The organism is Glaciihabitans sp. UYNi722, from assembly GCF_040549465.1.
In the GTDB taxonomy this organism is placed as follows: domain Bacteria; phylum Actinomycetota; class Actinomycetes; order Actinomycetales; family Microbacteriaceae; genus Lacisediminihabitans.
In genome coordinates this window covers 59,556-75,362 of the sequence record NZ_JBEPTL010000016.1, presented here as the reverse complement: position 1 = coordinate 75,362, position 15,807 = coordinate 59,556, and the positions used below count along the sequence as shown (strand labels likewise).

At 62.9% G+C, this 15,807-nt stretch carries 19 protein-coding genes; 13 read left to right on the top strand and 6 right to left on the bottom strand.

The features are described from left to right. The first annotated feature begins 26 nt into the window (after positions 1 to 26). From ABIB56_RS12535 to ABIB56_RS12500, 8 genes are all read left to right on the top strand, one after another. Positions 27 to 1,058 carry a helix-turn-helix transcriptional regulator gene (locus tag ABIB56_RS12535; protein WP_354569550.1) on the top strand — a complete coding sequence of 344 codons (1,032 nt, stop codon included), beginning with the start codon at positions 27 to 29 and terminating at the stop codon, positions 1,056 to 1,058. Then, a complete protein-coding gene (locus tag ABIB56_RS12530; RefSeq protein ID WP_354569549.1) occupies positions 1,051 to 2,031 on the top strand; it encodes a helix-turn-helix transcriptional regulator in 981 nt (326 codons plus the stop codon). Before ABIB56_RS12535 ends, ABIB56_RS12530 begins: the two co-directional genes overlap by 8 nt. Further along, positions 2,031 to 2,378 (top strand): hypothetical protein, encoded by a 348-nt coding sequence (locus ABIB56_RS12525; protein ID WP_354569548.1) that lies wholly within the window; start codon positions 2,031 to 2,033, stop codon positions 2,376 to 2,378. The genes ABIB56_RS12530 and ABIB56_RS12525 overlap by 1 nt, the downstream gene beginning before the upstream one ends. A gap of 69 nt (positions 2,379 to 2,447) precedes the next feature. Further along, positions 2,448 to 2,690, top strand: coding sequence for a twin-arginine translocase TatA/TatE family subunit (gene tatA, locus ABIB56_RS12520; protein ID WP_354569547.1), 243 nt, complete (start codon positions 2,448 to 2,450; stop codon positions 2,688 to 2,690). A 5-nt stretch (positions 2,691 to 2,695) separates the two neighbouring features. After that, positions 2,696 to 3,499 (top strand): twin-arginine translocase subunit TatC, encoded by an 804-nt coding sequence (gene tatC / locus ABIB56_RS12515; RefSeq protein ID WP_354569546.1) that lies wholly within the window; start codon positions 2,696 to 2,698, stop codon positions 3,497 to 3,499. Next, entirely contained in the window at positions 3,496 to 5,931 is a 2,436-nt protein-coding gene (locus ABIB56_RS12510; RefSeq protein WP_354569545.1) for a DEAD/DEAH box helicase, read from the top strand. The genes tatC and ABIB56_RS12510 overlap by 4 nt, the downstream gene beginning before the upstream one ends. A 43-nt stretch (positions 5,932 to 5,974) precedes the next feature. Continuing rightward, complete coding sequence (gene lnt / locus ABIB56_RS12505) at positions 5,975 to 7,510, top strand: apolipoprotein N-acyltransferase (RefSeq protein ID WP_354569544.1); 1,536 nt, start codon at positions 5,975 to 5,977, stop codon at positions 7,508 to 7,510. Continuing rightward, complete coding sequence (locus ABIB56_RS12500) at positions 7,503 to 8,216, top strand: polyprenol monophosphomannose synthase (protein WP_354569543.1); 714 nt, start codon at positions 7,503 to 7,505, stop codon at positions 8,214 to 8,216. Before lnt ends, ABIB56_RS12500 begins: the two co-directional genes overlap by 8 nt. An 11-nt stretch (positions 8,217 to 8,227) precedes the next feature. Here ABIB56_RS12500 and ABIB56_RS12495 read toward each other — a convergent pair whose 3' ends face one another. From ABIB56_RS12495 to ABIB56_RS12480, 4 genes are all read right to left on the bottom strand, one after another. Further along, a complete protein-coding gene (locus ABIB56_RS12495; RefSeq protein WP_354569542.1) occupies positions 8,228 to 8,593 on the bottom strand; it encodes an RNA polymerase-binding protein RbpA in 366 nt (121 codons plus the stop codon). Positions 8,594 to 8,686: 93 nt separating this feature from the next. Next, a complete protein-coding gene (locus ABIB56_RS12490) occupies positions 8,687 to 9,523 on the bottom strand; it encodes a glycerophosphodiester phosphodiesterase family protein (RefSeq protein ID WP_354569541.1) in 837 nt (278 codons plus the stop codon). Continuing rightward, positions 9,501 to 10,421 (bottom strand): SPFH domain-containing protein, encoded by a 921-nt coding sequence (locus ABIB56_RS12485; protein ID WP_354569540.1) that lies wholly within the window; start codon positions 10,419 to 10,421, stop codon positions 9,501 to 9,503. The genes ABIB56_RS12490 and ABIB56_RS12485 overlap by 23 nt, the downstream gene beginning before the upstream one ends. Continuing rightward, complete coding sequence (locus ABIB56_RS12480; RefSeq protein ID WP_354569539.1) at positions 10,418 to 10,894, bottom strand: NfeD family protein; 477 nt, start codon at positions 10,892 to 10,894, stop codon at positions 10,418 to 10,420. Before ABIB56_RS12480 ends, ABIB56_RS12485 begins: the two co-directional genes overlap by 4 nt. 120 nt (positions 10,895 to 11,014) lie before the next feature. Between ABIB56_RS12480 and ABIB56_RS12475 the strand changes: the two genes are divergently transcribed. From ABIB56_RS12475 to ABIB56_RS12460, 4 genes are all read left to right on the top strand, one after another. Then, the gene (locus ABIB56_RS12475) at positions 11,015 to 11,779 is read left to right on the top strand and encodes an SDR family oxidoreductase (protein WP_354569538.1); all 765 of its coding nucleotides are present in this window, start codon (positions 11,015 to 11,017) and stop codon (positions 11,777 to 11,779) included. A gap of 27 nt (positions 11,780 to 11,806) precedes the next feature. Continuing rightward, positions 11,807 to 12,241, top strand: coding sequence for an NUDIX hydrolase (locus ABIB56_RS12470; RefSeq protein WP_354569537.1), 435 nt, complete (start codon positions 11,807 to 11,809; stop codon positions 12,239 to 12,241). Between the two features lie 446 nt (positions 12,242 to 12,687). After that, a complete protein-coding gene (locus ABIB56_RS12465) occupies positions 12,688 to 13,014 on the top strand; it encodes a hypothetical protein (RefSeq protein WP_354569536.1) in 327 nt (108 codons plus the stop codon). 206 nt (positions 13,015 to 13,220) lie between these two features. Beyond that, positions 13,221 to 13,772 (top strand): putative immunity protein, encoded by a 552-nt coding sequence (locus ABIB56_RS12460; RefSeq protein WP_354569535.1) that lies wholly within the window; start codon positions 13,221 to 13,223, stop codon positions 13,770 to 13,772. 315 nt (positions 13,773 to 14,087) lie between these two features. Here ABIB56_RS12460 and ABIB56_RS12455 read toward each other — a convergent pair whose 3' ends face one another. Both ABIB56_RS12455 and ABIB56_RS12450 read right to left on the bottom strand, forming a co-directional pair. Next, positions 14,088 to 14,294 (bottom strand): hypothetical protein, encoded by a 207-nt coding sequence (locus tag ABIB56_RS12455; RefSeq protein ID WP_354569534.1) that lies wholly within the window; start codon positions 14,292 to 14,294, stop codon positions 14,088 to 14,090. Between the two features lie 54 nt (positions 14,295 to 14,348). Continuing rightward, the gene (locus ABIB56_RS12450; protein ID WP_502917596.1) at positions 14,349 to 14,891 is read right to left on the bottom strand and encodes a MarR family winged helix-turn-helix transcriptional regulator; all 543 of its coding nucleotides are present in this window, start codon (positions 14,889 to 14,891) and stop codon (positions 14,349 to 14,351) included. Here ABIB56_RS12450 and ABIB56_RS12445 point away from each other — a divergent pair. Then, complete coding sequence (locus tag ABIB56_RS12445; RefSeq protein WP_354569533.1) at positions 14,890 to 15,804, top strand: DMT family transporter; 915 nt, start codon at positions 14,890 to 14,892, stop codon at positions 15,802 to 15,804. The two genes, ABIB56_RS12450 and ABIB56_RS12445, sit on opposite strands and share 2 nt — an antisense overlap. The last annotated feature ends 3 nt before the right edge of the window (positions 15,805 to 15,807 follow it).

Here is a 15,807-nt window from a genome sequence, read left to right as displayed (position 1 = left end):
GTTCCCACCAAACTAGGATTTTTCTCGTGTCAGCAGCCAGCAGTGCCAAGATCCCCGTCGAAGAGCGCCTCTTCAGCCTTGTGCTCGCGCTGCTCGCGACCGAAACCGGGCTGACCAAGAACGAGGTCCTGTCCACGGTGCAGGGCTATCGCCAGAGGTTCAATGCCGGTGGTGACAACGCCAACCTCGAGCGACAGTTCGAGCGGGACAAAGACGACATCCGCGACCTCGGGGTGCCACTCGAGACGATCGAAAGCCCCGGCCAGGCAGGCAACAACCAGAACCTGCGCTATCGCATTCCTCGCGGCACCTACGAGCTTCCGAGCGACATCACCTTCTCCGCCGAAGAGACCACGCTGCTCAACCTCGCTGCCATGGTGTGGCGGGAGGGTTCACTCTCCGCCGAGTCCCGGCGCGCGGTGATGAAGCTCAAGGGCCTAGGCCTGGTCTCCGACGAGCCGGTGCTCGGCTACGCCCCGAGGCTCAGGGTGAGAGACGCGGCATTCGAACCTCTGCGCTTAGCGCTGGAAAAAAACGCGGTCGTCCGATTCGCCTACCTGAAACCCGGGGAGGCGGAGGGCCGGATTCGCACCGTCGCGCCGCTCGCACTCGTGCAGCACCAGGGTCGTTGGCACCTGCACGCCGAAGAGCCCGACACCGCGGTCACGAAGACCTTCCTGCTACGCCGTATCGTCAGCCAGATTACGCTGACCGGTGCGACCTTCCACGCACCGAGCGGCGACCAGACCGGTCGCGCTCTTCGCGAGCTCGAGGAGGTGTGGAACGCGCACACCGCCGATGTCGAGGTCATGGCGGATTCGGATGCCGCGACCCGACTGCATAAGCGCAGGGGAACGGTCACCCTGCCCTCTGGGGCCCTGCGACTGCACTACTCGGATGCGAATATCTTCGCCGACGAACTCGCCGGGTACGGACCGGAGGTGCTCGTGCTCTCTCCGCCGGTGCTGCGTGCCGCAGTGCGCAGCCGCCTGCTCAGGACCGTGGCCGATCACACCGACCGTCCTGATCTGATCAACCAGGAGGTTTCGAATGGCTGAGCGCCAACCGCCGCTACATGCCCAGGACAAGCTCGCCTTCCTGCTGTCCCTCGTGCCGTTCCTCATGGAGCACGAGCGCATCAGCGTTCAGGAAGCCGCCGATCATTTCGGGGTGAAGCGGCAGCAGGTGCGCGAGGCTGTCGAACTCATCGCTGTCTCCGGCATACCGGGGGAGACGGGCCAGTACCAGCACGGCGACCTCTTCGATCTGGCCTGGGACGACTTCGAAGACAACGACCAGATCGTCCTGACCAACCTGGTGGCGATCGACGATGCCCCGCGTTTCTCCGGACGCGAGGCCGCAGCCCTCATCGCCGGACTCCAGTACCTCTCGGCGCTTCCCGAGAATGCCGACCGCAGCGCGATCGCGACCCTCATGACCAAGCTGTCCCGTGGCGCTTCCGCGCTGCCGAGCCAGGTGGCGGTGGAAGGTTCGGAGACCGATGCGACCCTCGCGCTCATCCGCGAATCCGTCGCCACCGGCGTGCAGATCGAGTTCGACTACCTCAATTCGCGTGGCCAGCACGAGCGCCGGCGGGTCGATCCGTTGCGCATCGAGTCGATGGATGCCGACTGGTACCTGCGCGGATGGTGTCACCTTCGCGAGGCGGTGCGCACCTTCCGCCTCGACCGCATCGGCAATCCGGTGATCACAAACCTGCCGATCAGCTTCCACGCCGCCGACGTGCATCTGCCTGACACCCTTTTCGAAGGCTCGGACGACGACCTGTCGGTCACTATCGATGTCGCCCCGGCTGCGGCGATCCTCTTGGCTGACTACATCCCGGATGGAGCCACCAGCTCCGAGGTCGACGGACGCCGTCGCACCTCGCTCCGTGTTTCGCACTACCACGGGCTGAAGCGGCTTGTCGGGCAGATGCCGGGCGTCGTGACCGTGGTGGAACCCGCGGATGCCAGGGCTGCGGTGGCCGAGTGGGCCGCTGCGGGGGCCGCCCGCTACGAGGACGACTGATGCCCTGGTGGTCATGGGTGATCATCTGGGTCGGGTTGTCACTGGCCATGCTCGCGATGCTCGGCCTGATGGCATGGCGGTTGTTCAAGAAATTACTGGGTGTTTTCCGTGAATTGGAGAGCCTCACCGAAAAAGCCGAACTCCTCGATGCCGCTAGCGAAGTACTCGATGATCAGCAATTTGAGCGTTCGATACTGCTCAAGAAGTCTGAGGTGGTTGCACGCCGTGAGTACGTGAGAGCTCGATCTGCGGAACGAAAAGAAAATCGTCATGTCGCGCGACTGGACCGCGCGCGCGTGATAACTAGACTGGATGCAAGCACGCGCCAGTGGTTCAAGGACGAGTAACAGGCGACTTTCGGATCTCAGGCGGTAAACTGTGTGTTACGCAGCTTCGAATCGTTAGGACACCGCATTATGTTAAGTGGTCTCACCGGCTGGCACGCCCTCATCATTCTCGCCGTCATCGTGCTGATCTTCGGCGCGGCGAAGCTTCCCGGTCTCGCGAAGAGCGTCGGACAGTCGATGAAGATCTTCAAGAACGAGATCAAGACCCCGGAGCAGGAAAAGAAGACTGGGGAAGATTCGGCCCAGCTCAACGAGACTTCGCCTGAGGTTCGCGCGCAGACGGACTCCACGAAGTCCAGCACCAAGCCATAGTCTCCGTGCCTACGCGCAGCAAGCGGGGCGCGAAGACCGAAAGCCGGATGTCGCTCGGTCAACACCTGGTCGAACTCCGCAAGCGACTCTTCATTTCCGCTATCGCCGTCGTTGTCCTGTCAGTGGGCGGCTGGATAGTGGCGCCATACGTTCTTGAAGCCATCCGCGAACCCGTGAAGATCATGGCGAGCGGCAACCACAACGCCACGTTGAACTATTCCGGTATCGGCGCAGCATTCGACGTGAAGCTGCAGGTCGCATTGACAGTTGGAGCGGTCGCTTCCAGCCCCATCTGGCTGTATCAGATACTCGCATTCCTCGTTCCAGGATTGACGAAGAAAGAGAAGCGCTACACCCTCGGGTTCCTGTTCACCGCGATTCCACTTTTCCTTCTGGGATGCGCTGCCGGTTGGTACGTCTTCCCGCACATTGTCCAGGTGCTGGGGTCATTCGTACCCAACCAGGATGCCAGCATTATCGAAGCAAAGGACTATCTGGGTTTCGTCCTCAAGCTGGTGCTGGCCGTCGGCATTGCCTTTGTGCTGCCCGTCTTCCTGGTTCTTCTCAACTTCATCGGCATCCTGTCGGGCAAGAGCATCATCAAGAGTTGGCGATGGGCCATCTTGGTTATCTTCGTCTTCTGCGCCGTCGCCACACCGTCCGCAGACATCGGTTCGATGTTCCTTCTGGCAGTGCCGATGATCGTGCTTTATCTGATCGCCGCCGGTATAGCGCTTTGGCACGACAGGATTGCGGCCAAGCGAGCGAACGCACTGTCGGCTGAGCTCAGCGACTCTGCCGCGGTATGACCGACCAGCTGTCGCCTTCGGAACGTTTCGCAGCATCCACGACCCGACAGGGTTCGCCGCGTCTCGAGCAGTTCCGCAGCAATCTCGCCTTCGATCTCGACCCGTTCCAGCTGACTTCCTGCGCTGCGCTCGAACAGGGCGACAGCGTGCTCGTTGCGGCGCCGACGGGTGCAGGCAAGACGATCGTCGCCGAGTTCGCCGTGTATCTCGCCATGCGGGATGCGCGGGCCAAAGTGTTCTACACCGCCCCGATGAAGGCGCTGAGCAACCAGAAGTTCCAGGAGTTCGTGGCCGAATACGGCGCCAGTGAGGTCGGGCTCCTCACCGGGGACACCAACATCAATTCGGGCGCGCGCATCGTCGTGATGACGACCGAAGTGCTTCGCAACATGCTCTACGCCGACTCCGACCTGCTGCACGACCTCGCCTTCGTCATCATGGACGAGGTGCACTACCTCGCCGACCGGTTCCGCGGGGCGGTGTGGGAAGAGGTGATCATCCACCTGCCGGAGCGTGTGCGCCTGGTGTCGCTGAGTGCGACTGTGTCGAACGCCGAGGAGTTCGGCGACTGGCTGCAGGCGGTGCGCGGGGAAACGGCGGTGATCGTCTCTGAGGAGCGGCCCGTTCCGCTCGACCAGCACGTGATCATGCGCACCAAACTCATCGATCTCTTCGATTCGTCGGGTCTCGCGGCAACCAATAGGGTGAATCCCGAGCTGGTGCAGATGGCGCGCTATGGCGGGCGCACCCTCAATTCCAGACAGATGCGGGATGTCGGCCGCTATCACTCGCGCGGCGGGCGCCCCGACGATCTCAAGATGGATCGTGCGGGCGTAGTCAAGATGCTCGGCGAACGCAACCTACTGCCCGCGATCTTCTTCATCTTCAGCCGGCTGGGATGCGACCAGGCCGTCAAACAGGTGCTTCGCGCGGGTGTGCGCCTCACCAACCAGGCCGAGCGCGATGAGATCCGCGCGATCGTCGAGGAGCGCTGCCGCACCATCCTCGACGAGGATCTCGCCGTACTCGGTTATTGGGAGTGGCTCGAGGGGCTTCAACGCGGTGTCGCCGCGCATCACGCAGGAATGCTGCCAGCTTTCAAAGAAGTTGTGGAGGAGCTGTTTCAGAAGAAACTGGTCAAGGCCGTCTTCGCCACCGAGACCCTCGCGCTCGGCATCAACATGCCGGCTAGGACCGTGGTGCTGGAGAAACTCGAGAAGTTCAACGGCGAAGCGCGCGTACCGATCACGCCGGGGGAGTACACCCAGATCACCGGTCGTGCGGGCCGTCGGGGCATCGACGTGGAAGGCCACTCGGTGATTCAGTGGCAGGACGGTCTCGACCCCCAGGCAGTCGCCTCACTCGCGTCACGTCGCACCTATCCGCTCAATTCGAGCTTCTCGCCGACCTACAACATGGCGGTCAACCTCATCGAGCAGTTTGGTCGGGAGCGCACCCGCGACATCCTCGAGTCGTCCTTCGCGCAGTTCCAGGCAGACCGCGCCGTTGTCGACCTGGCACGCAAGGTGCGCAGCCAGGAGGAGTCGCTCACCGGATACGAGGAGGCGATGCACTGTCACCTCGGCAACTTCGCCGAGTATGCGGGCATCCGTCGCGAGCTCACCGACCTGGAGCGCAAAGGTGCGGTGCGAGCGGACGCGCAGAGTAGGGGTGAACGCGACCGTCGACAGAACCAGTTGACGGTGCTTCGCAAGCGGTTGAAACAGCATCCATGCCACACCTGCAACGACCGCGAGGCACACGCTCGCTGGGCCGAGCGGTGGTGGAAGCTGAAGCGGCAGACGGATGACCTGGGTCGCCAGATCCGCAGCCGAACCGGTGCCGTCGCGAAGATTTTCGATCGCGTCAGCGACGTGCTGCTCGAGCTAGGGTACCTGCTTCGTTCGGAGTCCGGGGAGGTCACCGCATCCGTGCATGGCCGTACGCTTCGGCGTATCTATGGCGAGCGCGACCTGCTCGTGGCCGAGTGCCTGCGGCGTGGGGTCTGGAACGACCTCGATCCGGCCGGGCTCGCAGCAATGGCTGCAGCGCTGGTCTACGAGCCCCGTCGTGACGAGGGGCAACCTTCCGATCGCTACCTGCCGCGCGGCGCATTCCGCCCCGCCTACGACAAGACCACAGACCTCTGGAGCAAGCTCGACGACATCGAACGCGAGCATCGCCTGCCAGGAAGCAATCCGCTCTCCACCGGCCTCTCGCTGGCGATGAGCCGCTGGGCTCAGGGCGCTCCGCTGGATTCGGTGCTGAACGACGCCGAGCTCGCCGCGGGAGACTTCGTGCGGATGACGAAGCAGACCATCGACCTGCTGGACCAGCTCTCCGTGGTCGCCGACGGCCAGGTCGGTCGCACCGCGCGCAAGGCCCTCGATTCGATCCGTCGCGGCATCGTGGCCTATTCTTCCGTGGCTTGACGCTCTGTCCTCGTTCACATCTTCGGAGACCTAGGCTTTACCAGTGCGACTGAGGCCCCGGAGACCGCTGCTACCCCTCTGGGTTGCCGTGTTGGCTGCCGCCGTCTCGGGATTCCTCAACGCCGGTGCGTTTCCCGGTCTGAGCTGGTGGCCCCTGATCTTCGTCGGCACCGGGCTGATGCTCTGGTCGCTCATCGGTCGCAGGGTATGGGCATCACTGCTCATCGGCTTCGTCGGAGGTTTCGCCTTCTTCGGCAACCACATTCTCTGGCTGACCGTCTATCTCGGTGCGGTGCCGTGGCTTGCCCTCGCCGGTCTTGAAGCGATCTTCTTCGCCCTCGGTGCGGCGCTCATCGCCCTTGCCTGGCGCTTCGTCCCGCGGGTGTGGCCCGGCACTGCCGGCCGCCTGCTCATGATGCCTGTGGTACTCGCCGGGCTGTGGGTGCTCCGTGAAGCGATCACCAGCGTCTGGCCATACGGCGGCTTCTCCTGGGGGCGGCTGGCCTTCTCCCAGTCCGATAGCCCTTTCGCTCCGCTCGTCGCCTGGCTGGGCGTCTCCGGCCTGAGCTTTGTGATCGCTTTCCTCAGCGCGGTGGTGCTGCAGGCCATCCGTGAGGTGTCGACGGCATGGACGGTGCGCGGGATCGTCGCGAGCGCAGCCTTCCTGCTAGCGTTGCTGATCCCCGCGTGGCCTGTCGTCTCCTCCGGATCAATCCGTGTCGCGTCTGTGCAGGGCAACTCGGACTCCGGGCTCTTCGCGCAGTTCCAACCCGGCCAGATCCTCGACGACCACCTGCAGGCCACCATCCCTCTTATCGGCACGAGCGTGGATGTCGTGGTTTGGCCAGAGAACGCCTCAGACATCGACCCGCTGCGCAACAGGGTCGCCGCACAGACGCTCGACTACGTGACCAAGGCGATGAAGGCTCCGCTGGTTACTGGAACGATTACCGAAGACAGCAAGGGGCGCACCTTCAACAGCCTGCTGCTCTGGGAGAACGGCAAGGGCGCCGTCGACCAGTACGACAAGATCCATCCGGTTCCGTTCGCCGAATACCTTCCCGATCGCAAGTTCTGGTATCCCTTCGCACCCGGCCTGTTCGACATGGTGCCGCGCGACTACTCCTTCGGCCAGCGTGACAACGTCTTCGACATCAACGGCGCGGTCGCGGGACTCGCGATCTGCTTCGACATCGTGGATGACGCCCTCATCAGCCGGATGGTCGACAGCGGGGCGCAGTTCATCCTGGCGCCCACCAACAACGCCGACTTCGGTCACACGGATGAGAGCAGCCAGCAGGTGGCCATCGCGCGGCTTCGCGCGATCGAAACGGGTCGCAGTGTCGTGAACGCCTCGACGGTCGGTGTGAGCGCCATGTTCGCGCCGGACGGACGCATCATCGACCAATTGCCAACCTTCACCGCGGGGACCATGGTGCAGCGGATTCCGCTCAGCACTACGACGACTCCTGCGACGCTGGACAGTCGGGCGATCGAATGGTTGACCGCGGGGCTCGGGCTCTCGGGCCTGGTGCTCGGACTTCTGCTGCGGCCGCGACGGAGAAGAAGCCGTGGCTGACACGCTCATCATCCTGCCGACCTACGACGAGATCGAGAGCCTCGAGTCCGTGATCGGCCGGATCCGGCAGTGGGTTCCCATCGCAGACGTACTTGTCGTCGACGACGCGAGTCCGGACGGCACGGGCGAGCTCGCCGACCGGCTTGCCGCGGCTGACCCCGGCATCGCCGTCATGCATCGTGCAGGAAAGTCCGGCCTGGGTCGCGCCTACCTCGCCGGTTTCGACTACGCGCTCACGCGAGGGTATCGGTTCGTCGTCGAAATCGACGCCGACGGTTCGCACGATCCCGCCGAACTCCCGGCGATGCTGGAGATCGCGGATGCCGGCGCAGAGTTGGTGATCGGGTCGCGTTGGGTGGCAGGTGGCTCGGTTCGCAACTGGCCGTGGCTTCGACAGGCCATCTCCCGCACCGGCAACTGGTATGCCCGCACGGTGCTCCGATCCCGCATCAATGACATCACCGCTGGATACCGGGTCTACTCGTCCGACGCGCTGCGGTCACTCGACCTTTCCTCGGTATCGTCGCAGGGCTACTGCTTCCAGGTGGAGTTGGCGTGGAATCTCGAGAGCGCCGGAAAGACGGTCGCCGAGCATCCGATCACATTCGTGGAGCGGGCTGCCGGGCGATCGAAAATGCACGCTGGCATAGTGATAGAGGCCCTACTGCGCGTAACGCTGTGGGGCCTCTTCAGAACTAAAAATTAGCTCAGTGCGGGTCAGGCGCCGATCTTGTGCTGGCCTTTGCGGGCCCGCAGGAAGTCGAGACGTTCCTGCAGGAGTTCTTCGAGCTCTGCACGGGTGCGACGCTCAAGCAGCATGTCCCAGTGTGTGCGCGGAATTTTCGCGTCCGATGCTTCCGGCTCGACCTGTACACCGGCTTCGTCGAGCAGACGGCCTTCCAGCCCGCTCTTCGGTGATTCCCACACCGTCGGGATCTCAGCATCAGCGGAAAACGTGACCTCAAAGGTGGTTCCGTCGGCTGCCTGGTAAGTACTCTTCTTTCGCGGGGAGAAGGTAACGCCTTCTTCACTCTGGAGGCTCTGGGATCCGAGCCTCATTCCGCGCAAACTGCGATCCGCCATGGTGTGGTCCTCTCTCGCGATGCATTCACAGTTATAAACCCCCAAGCTGGGCATAACCTTTCCGCTACGCGGCGTTCCCAGCTGGTTCACAGACTACTTTCGGCTATCTGACCGATTATCAAGCAGCTTCATCGCGAGATCGGCACGGTCGGTGACCAGTCCATCGACCCCCATATCGAGCAGTCGGGCCATCTCGATCGAGTCGTTGATGGTCCAGACATGTACTTCGACACCGGCGCCGTGGATCATCCGGACCACGCGGGGAGTGACGATCGACAGGCCGTACTGAGAAGGCGGTATCTGAACAGCCTGGATGCCTCGCAGCACTCGGCGAAGGGGTGACCCCAGTCCGAGTTTCGCGGTGACCAGCGCCCAGGCGAAGGTGGTGGCGGATGCCGATGTGGCCACACCGGGAAGAAGCGCCACAGCGGCGGCACGGCGAGTCTCATCGAAGGATGTGACGAGAACGCGACCGGCTGCGCCCGCCTCGAGGATGGCGTCGACGGCCGGTTGTACGACATCCGGTGATTTCAGATCGATGTTGAATTTTGCATCAGGGAAACCATCGAGCGCTTCGCGAAGACTGGAGAACGTCTGACCATTGCCCAGGTCGACGCGCCGGAGTTCAGCCATCGTCAACTGGTCGACGCGAACTGTACGCCCTGCCACCCGTCGTAAGTCGGGGTCGTGGCTGATCACTGCGACGCCGTCGGCGGATGCATGCACATCCGTCTCGATATGGGTAACACCGACTGCGAGAGCTTTGAGAAAAGCCAGAAGAGTGTTTTCCGGAGCTTCGGTCGCAAGGCCGCGATGGGCGAGAACGCGCGGGGGAGCGGGGGAGAAGTAGGTGCTGTCAACGACAGGGGGCCGGTCTGCAGCAGACCGGCCCCCGTCATCATCAGGCCTACGTGGTGGGCGGCGTCGCACCTTTGTTACCACCGAGGAACCCGTTGCTGATGCTCTTGACCGCTTCGGTCAGTTCCGACGGAATGATCCACAGCTTGTTGGAGTCACCCTCGGCAATCTTCGGAAGCATTTGTAGGTACTGGTAGGCGAGCAGCTTACTGTCGGGGTCACCCTCGTGGATCGCGGAGAAGACGGTCGTGATCGCCTTTCCTTCACCCTCCGCACGCAGCACCTGGGCTTTTGCCCACCCCTCGGCCTCGAGGATTGCGGCCTGTCGTGAACCTTCGGCCTGGAGGATGGCGGCCTGCTTTGTACCTTCCGCGGTCAGGATCTGCGCACGGCGGTCACGCTCTGCGCGCATTTGCTTTTCCATCGAGTCCTGGATGGAGAGTGGCGGGTCGATCGCCTTGAGTTCCACACGACCGACGCGGATGCCCCACTTGCCTGTTGCTTCGTCCAGCACGACACGCAGTTGGCCGTTGATGTTGTCGCGGCTGGTCAGTGCCTCTTCCAGGTTCAGGCCACCGACCACGTTACGCAGGGTGGTGGTTGTGAGTTGTTCGACGGCCCCGAGGTAGTTGGCGATCTCGTAGGTTGCGGCGCGGGCATCCGTCACCTGGAAGTAGACGACGGTGTCGATGGAGACCACCAGGTTGTCTTCGGTGATGACCGGCTGCGGCGGGAAGGAGACGACCTGCTCGCGCATGTCGATCAGCGGGCGGACGCGGTCGATGAAGGGTACGAGAATGTTGAGTCCTGGCATTAGCGTCTTGTGGTACTTGCCCAGGCGTTCGACCACGCCGGCGCGAGCCTGGGGAATGATACGTATCGATCGGAACAGGATCACCAGCACGAAAATCGCGACGACGATGAGCACGATCACGAGCACGATCTGGCCGAATAGTTCGCCAGTTGTCACGATGCATTCCTTTCAGCGGGAACGACCACAGCGGTCGCGCCATCGATTGCCGTTACTACGACACGTTCTCCGGATTCGACCGGACGTTCTGTGGTGAGCTGGGAGAGTTTCGCTGTCCAGGTCTCGCCGTTGGCCAATTTCACATGGCCTTGGCCTTCGACGAAGTCGGTGGTGACGGTACCACTCTGACCGAGCAGGGCCTCGACGTTCGTCGGGGTGGCGTCGCCGCCCTTCTGCAGGGCGCGTTGCAGGGCAGGCCTCACAGTGAAGAGCAACAGAAGTGAGATCACTCCGGCGATCAGTACCTGGGCCCAGAACGGGGCCCCCAGAAGGCCCGACAGCAGGCCGCCGACGCTTCCGACTGCCAGCATCAGGAAGGTGAAATCGACCGTGGTCACTTCGATGATGATGAAGATCAGGATGACGACCAACCACAGGATCCAGGCGTACGTGGTGATGAAATCAACGGCCATGGTGGGCACTCCTTAGAGGTCGTGTCACTGTCGAAACTAGCACCCCTTGCCAATCTGTGTTGGTATTCTCATGAGCTGGAGCGGGCATCGGCCGGTCCGCGAAAATACAGGAGTTTGACAGTGACCAACCCACTCGCCGCCGGTTCTCTCGACGGATTGCGCGCGCTTGTGACCGGATCCTCTCGCGGCATCGGAGCCGATACCGCGACATTTCTGTGCGAGGCCGGCGCCAGCGTCGTGATCAACTATCGCAACAAGGCGGCACGAGCCCAGAAGCTGGTCGACAAGCTGAACGCCGAGGGCGGGTCAGCGATCGGCATCGGAGCGGACCTGACTGATGCGGACTCGGTAGCTTCCCTGTTCAACACGATCGAGAGCGAGTGGGGCGGCCTCGACATCCTGGTGTTGAATGCCTCGGGCGGCATGGAATCCGGCATGGCTGAGGACTACGCGATGCAGCTCAACCGCGACGCCCAGGTGACCCTGCTGAACGCCGCCCTGCCGCTGCTGGCCCCAGGATCCAGGGTCGTCTTCGTCACCAGTCACCAGGCGCACTTCATCGCTACTACACCGACGATGCCGGAATATCTCCCGGTGGCTCTGAGCAAGCGTGCGGGGGAGGACGCCCTGCGCGGCCTCATTCCCGTGCTGGATGAGGCGGGCATCGGTTTCGTCGTCGTCTCCGGCGACATGATCGAGGGCACCATCACGGCTACCCTGCTCGAGCGCGCGAACCCCGGCGCCATCGGTGCACGCAAGGATGCCGCAGGCAGGCTCTATAACGTGAACGAGTTCGCCGCAGAGGTGGCCCTGGCCGCCGTCGAACCGATCCCGGACAATCACACGCGCTATGTCGGCGACGTAAGCGACTTCGCTACCGCCTGAGCGCATTTCATGATTAATCGTCACCGTTTGACCTCGCGCATCCTGGTCTTCGATGAGCGAGATCGTGTGCTGCTTTTTCTTACCAAGGGCTCGGTGCCTGCACAACAGACACGCTTGATCACGCCAGGCGGGGGAGTGGAGCCGGGTGAGAACCACGACCAGGGAGCACGACGCGAACTCTTCGAGGAGACGGGGCTGGACATCCCGGATCTCGGGCCGGCCGTATGGAACCTCGATTTCGCCGTCGACTACGAGGGCGGCGATCACGACACCGGTCACGCGGAGTACTACGTAACCCGTACGACCACGTTCGAGCCATCAAGCGTGAACTGGACACCGGAGGAGCACGTCGATGTGCTCGAACATCGATGGTGGTCGCTGGCAGAACTGATCTCCACGAAGGAGCCCTACGAACCTGAAGAGCTCGTCAGCCTCATCCGTAGCCAGTTGCCCTCCTGCTGACCGGCAGAATTCAGAACGAAAGGCAACCACGTCAGAGGATATCCAGGCGCTCATTGCTGACGTCGAGTCCGGACTCACGGGTCGGCCCGCAGAACAGTGCGTTCGGCAGCGCGGCCAGTGAACCGCGTCGACTCCTCCCGGCGTGCTATTCAGTATCGCTGATAATGCACATTATGTCAAGTAAGAGAAGCTTTATTGCATCTGATGCATGCCAGGCCTTCCTTGGGGCCTCCCCACGCTGAAGTAACTTGAGAGGTAATGGCGCGCCTCGGATGCTGTACTTCCGGGACCCGGATGATCACAAGTGTGAGCGATGAATAGCCGAAGGCACTTATTTCTTCCAGACTGTGTCGGGTTGGGAGAGCCTCGGCGGTATCGCGGCGCGGCGAGGTAATCGCGACGAAGCCATCGGCTACCACTGGAGGGTCTTGACCGAGCAGCCTTCGTTGAGCGGAACCACGGGTGCGACTGAAATATCCCTCGCCGAAGTTCTCCTCGACAAAGGCCGGGCAGTCGACGTCGAATACGCTCTCATCCTGCTCGATTCGTGGATGAGCCGCCACGAATCGAAGTTCAACTCCACCCTTTTCCGATGGCACCTGGCCAGAATCCGAGTAGCCGACCATTTCGGTGACCGTGAGACAGCGCACTCGTCGGCGGTGACCGCCCTCGAACTGGCCGGCAGCGGCCCTCAACTCCCCCGCCACAAAAGCGTCGGGCTCGTAAAGACCAACAAATCCACCCTGCGGCGATTGAAGCGGCTGAGCAAGTAACACCGCAAGGTATTCAAAGAACTTAGGTCTGCCGTGAGCAAGAACTCCACTCCATGACCCCCGCGCCCATTCTGCTCGGCACCTCGAACCTCTTTGGTGCGACAACGCGTGCCACGCTTCACCAGTTGAAAGACTCTATGAGCGCGATCTGCCCGAGCCGGGCCAGCGTCACACTCAGTTCGGCCGCCGCGTGAGATCGTAAGGGTGTGGTTTCTGCACAGGCTCTGAGCGAAGCGGATCGTCGCGTTGTCGCGATGTGGGCTGCGGACTGCGCCGATCGAGCCTTGGGCTTGTTCGAAGCGGAGGATCCGGAAGATGATCGCCCACGAGACGCAATTGCTCGAACCCGATCTTTCGGTCGTGGCGAGCTGGGTGCCGCTGGAGAGATTCGCCGGCGGTTCGTCGCCGGTCGGGCCGCGCGCAGCGTGACCGACCCTGCTGCGGTGGCGGCCGCGCGGGCCGCCGCACAAGCCTCTGGCGTTGCCCACATGGGAGCCCACGCCCTTGGTGCGGCTGCTTACGCCGCGAAAGCCGCTGCCTTGACGACGCCTGAGCGACCCGACGCGGTCGACGATGAGATCCGCTGGCAACTTCAGCACATGAGTGCCGAAGCCAGGTCGGCACTCGCCTGCTTGCCACTGCTCGGCGAGGATTCCGCGGGTCCACTGGGACCGGGGCTTCTCGCGTCCGGGATACTCGGGTCCATCATTCGCAGGCTTCAGGCCGATGTCGCCGCCTCGGAACGACCTGCGCGCTGACCTCCGCGCCGCAAATAGTGCGGACAGACAACATGCTTCATCAGGAGAAGTCACATTGGCCGCGCCACACGCCGACCCCGTCCGTACATCCGCCGGGGTCTGCATTCTGCCGGACGCCACATTTGGCGAGCTCGATAACGAGACTACTAACACGCATCTCGTGCCGGGTTCAGCAGTTCTCGGGGGTGGTCGCGTCGCCGCGCTTGAAGATCCAGCCATTGTCGGGTGGGTTCGAGCGACTGCACCCGTGCACTGCGGATGGCATCGGTGTGTCGGGGCGCACATCCTCGCGGCCGCAGGCTACTCACGGGATGGCTAACGACGACGCATTGGTCGATCGCGCAACAGTTGGCCACCGAGCATCCAGAGATATTCTTTGACGCCGACCCGATCTTCATTCGCGATGGGAATGTGTGGACGGGCGCTCTGGCCCTCGTTGCTGAAGATGTCGGCGAGCATGTTGCTCTTGCAGTTGCTCGGCAGCTCGTCATGTGTGTGAAACAGCCCGGCGGGCAGAGCCACCAACCGATGTGCTCTGATTCGACCTGCCCAAAACTGCCCAAACGGACTTGTGACCTACGGGGTCTCGTACTCGCGCAGCCACCTTTCGAGGATCGGCTGGAGAGCATCCCGATCCGCGGGTGAGAGCTGTTCGACGAGGCGTCGCTCGTTAGAGATGTGTTCGGTGAACGCCGCGTCGATCACGTCCAGTCCTTTCGGTGTCAAGGCGACGATTCGTCGACGTGCATCATCGGTGGCGATGCGCCGCTCGACCAGTCCGCTAACGGTCAGGCGGTCTAGACGTTTGGTCATCGCCCCGGTCGTGACCATCGTGTGCGCCGCGAGTTCGCCCGGCGCCCGCTCGAACGGAGCGCCGGTTCGCCGTAGAGTCGCGAGCACATCGAACTCGCCCTCCCCCAGGCTATGTCGCGCGTATACGGCAGTGAGTTCGTCGGTGAGGTGTGCCGCGAGCCGGTGAAGTCGCCCGATGATCGCCTGTGGTGAGACATCGAGATCGGGGCGCTCTCGCATCCACTCGGCCTGGATCTGGGATACACGGTCACCGATGTCAGTCACATCCCCGATTGTAGCTTCCAGAGAAGCTATAATAACTTCCATGGAAGCTAAATGGCGATGGATAGCCGTCACCGCTATCGCGCCCGTCGCGTGGGGTTCGAACTACTTCGTGACCCGCCAGTTCCTTCCGGAAGGCAATCCGCTCTGGGGTGCCGAGCTCCGTGCGCTGCCGGCTGGCATCATCCTGCTGCTCATCGCCCGGCGCCTGCCGCGGGGCTCGTGGTGGTGGAGATCTCTCGTGCTCGGCGCCCTCAATGTCGGGGCCTTCTTTGTGCTCATCTACGTCGCATCGCAACTCTTGCCTTCGAGCGTCGCATCCACGATCATGGCGACATCCGCCGTCGTTTTGATGCTTCTCGCCTGGCCGCTGCTGGCCGAGCGACCCACCGTGCGTGCCGTGATCGGCGCGGGCATCGGATTGGCGGGCGTATGCGTGTTGCTCATCCAGGGTGGACTGAGCGTAGATCCCTGGGGCATCGCCGCGTCGCTCGCGGCCATGCTGATGTCGTCAACGGGATACATCCTGACCAAGCGATGGGGTCCGACTGAATCCACGCTCGCCGTCACCTCCTGGCAGCTCGTGGGCGGCAGCATGCTCATCCTTCCGGTGGCCGTAGTTTGGGAGGGTGCTCCCCCGGCACTGGATGCTTCGCAACTTGTCGGATTCGGCTACGTGACGGTTGTTGCGACAGCCATTGCCTTCGTCGCGTGGTTCACCGGACTGCGCCACCTACCGGCCGGGACCGTCGGTCTCATTGGACTTCTGAACCCTGTTACCGGCGTGTTGCTCGGCACCCTGCTCGCCGGAGAGCACTTCGGCCTGCGTCAGGGCATCGGCACGGCGCTGGTCGTGCTCGGAGTGCTTATAGCTCAGCGGCGCAGCGTCGCCTCATCTCGGCTGGTATCCGTTTCTGTGCCCCCGGTCGGACAACGCGCTTCGAGGGAAGACGGCTGATGC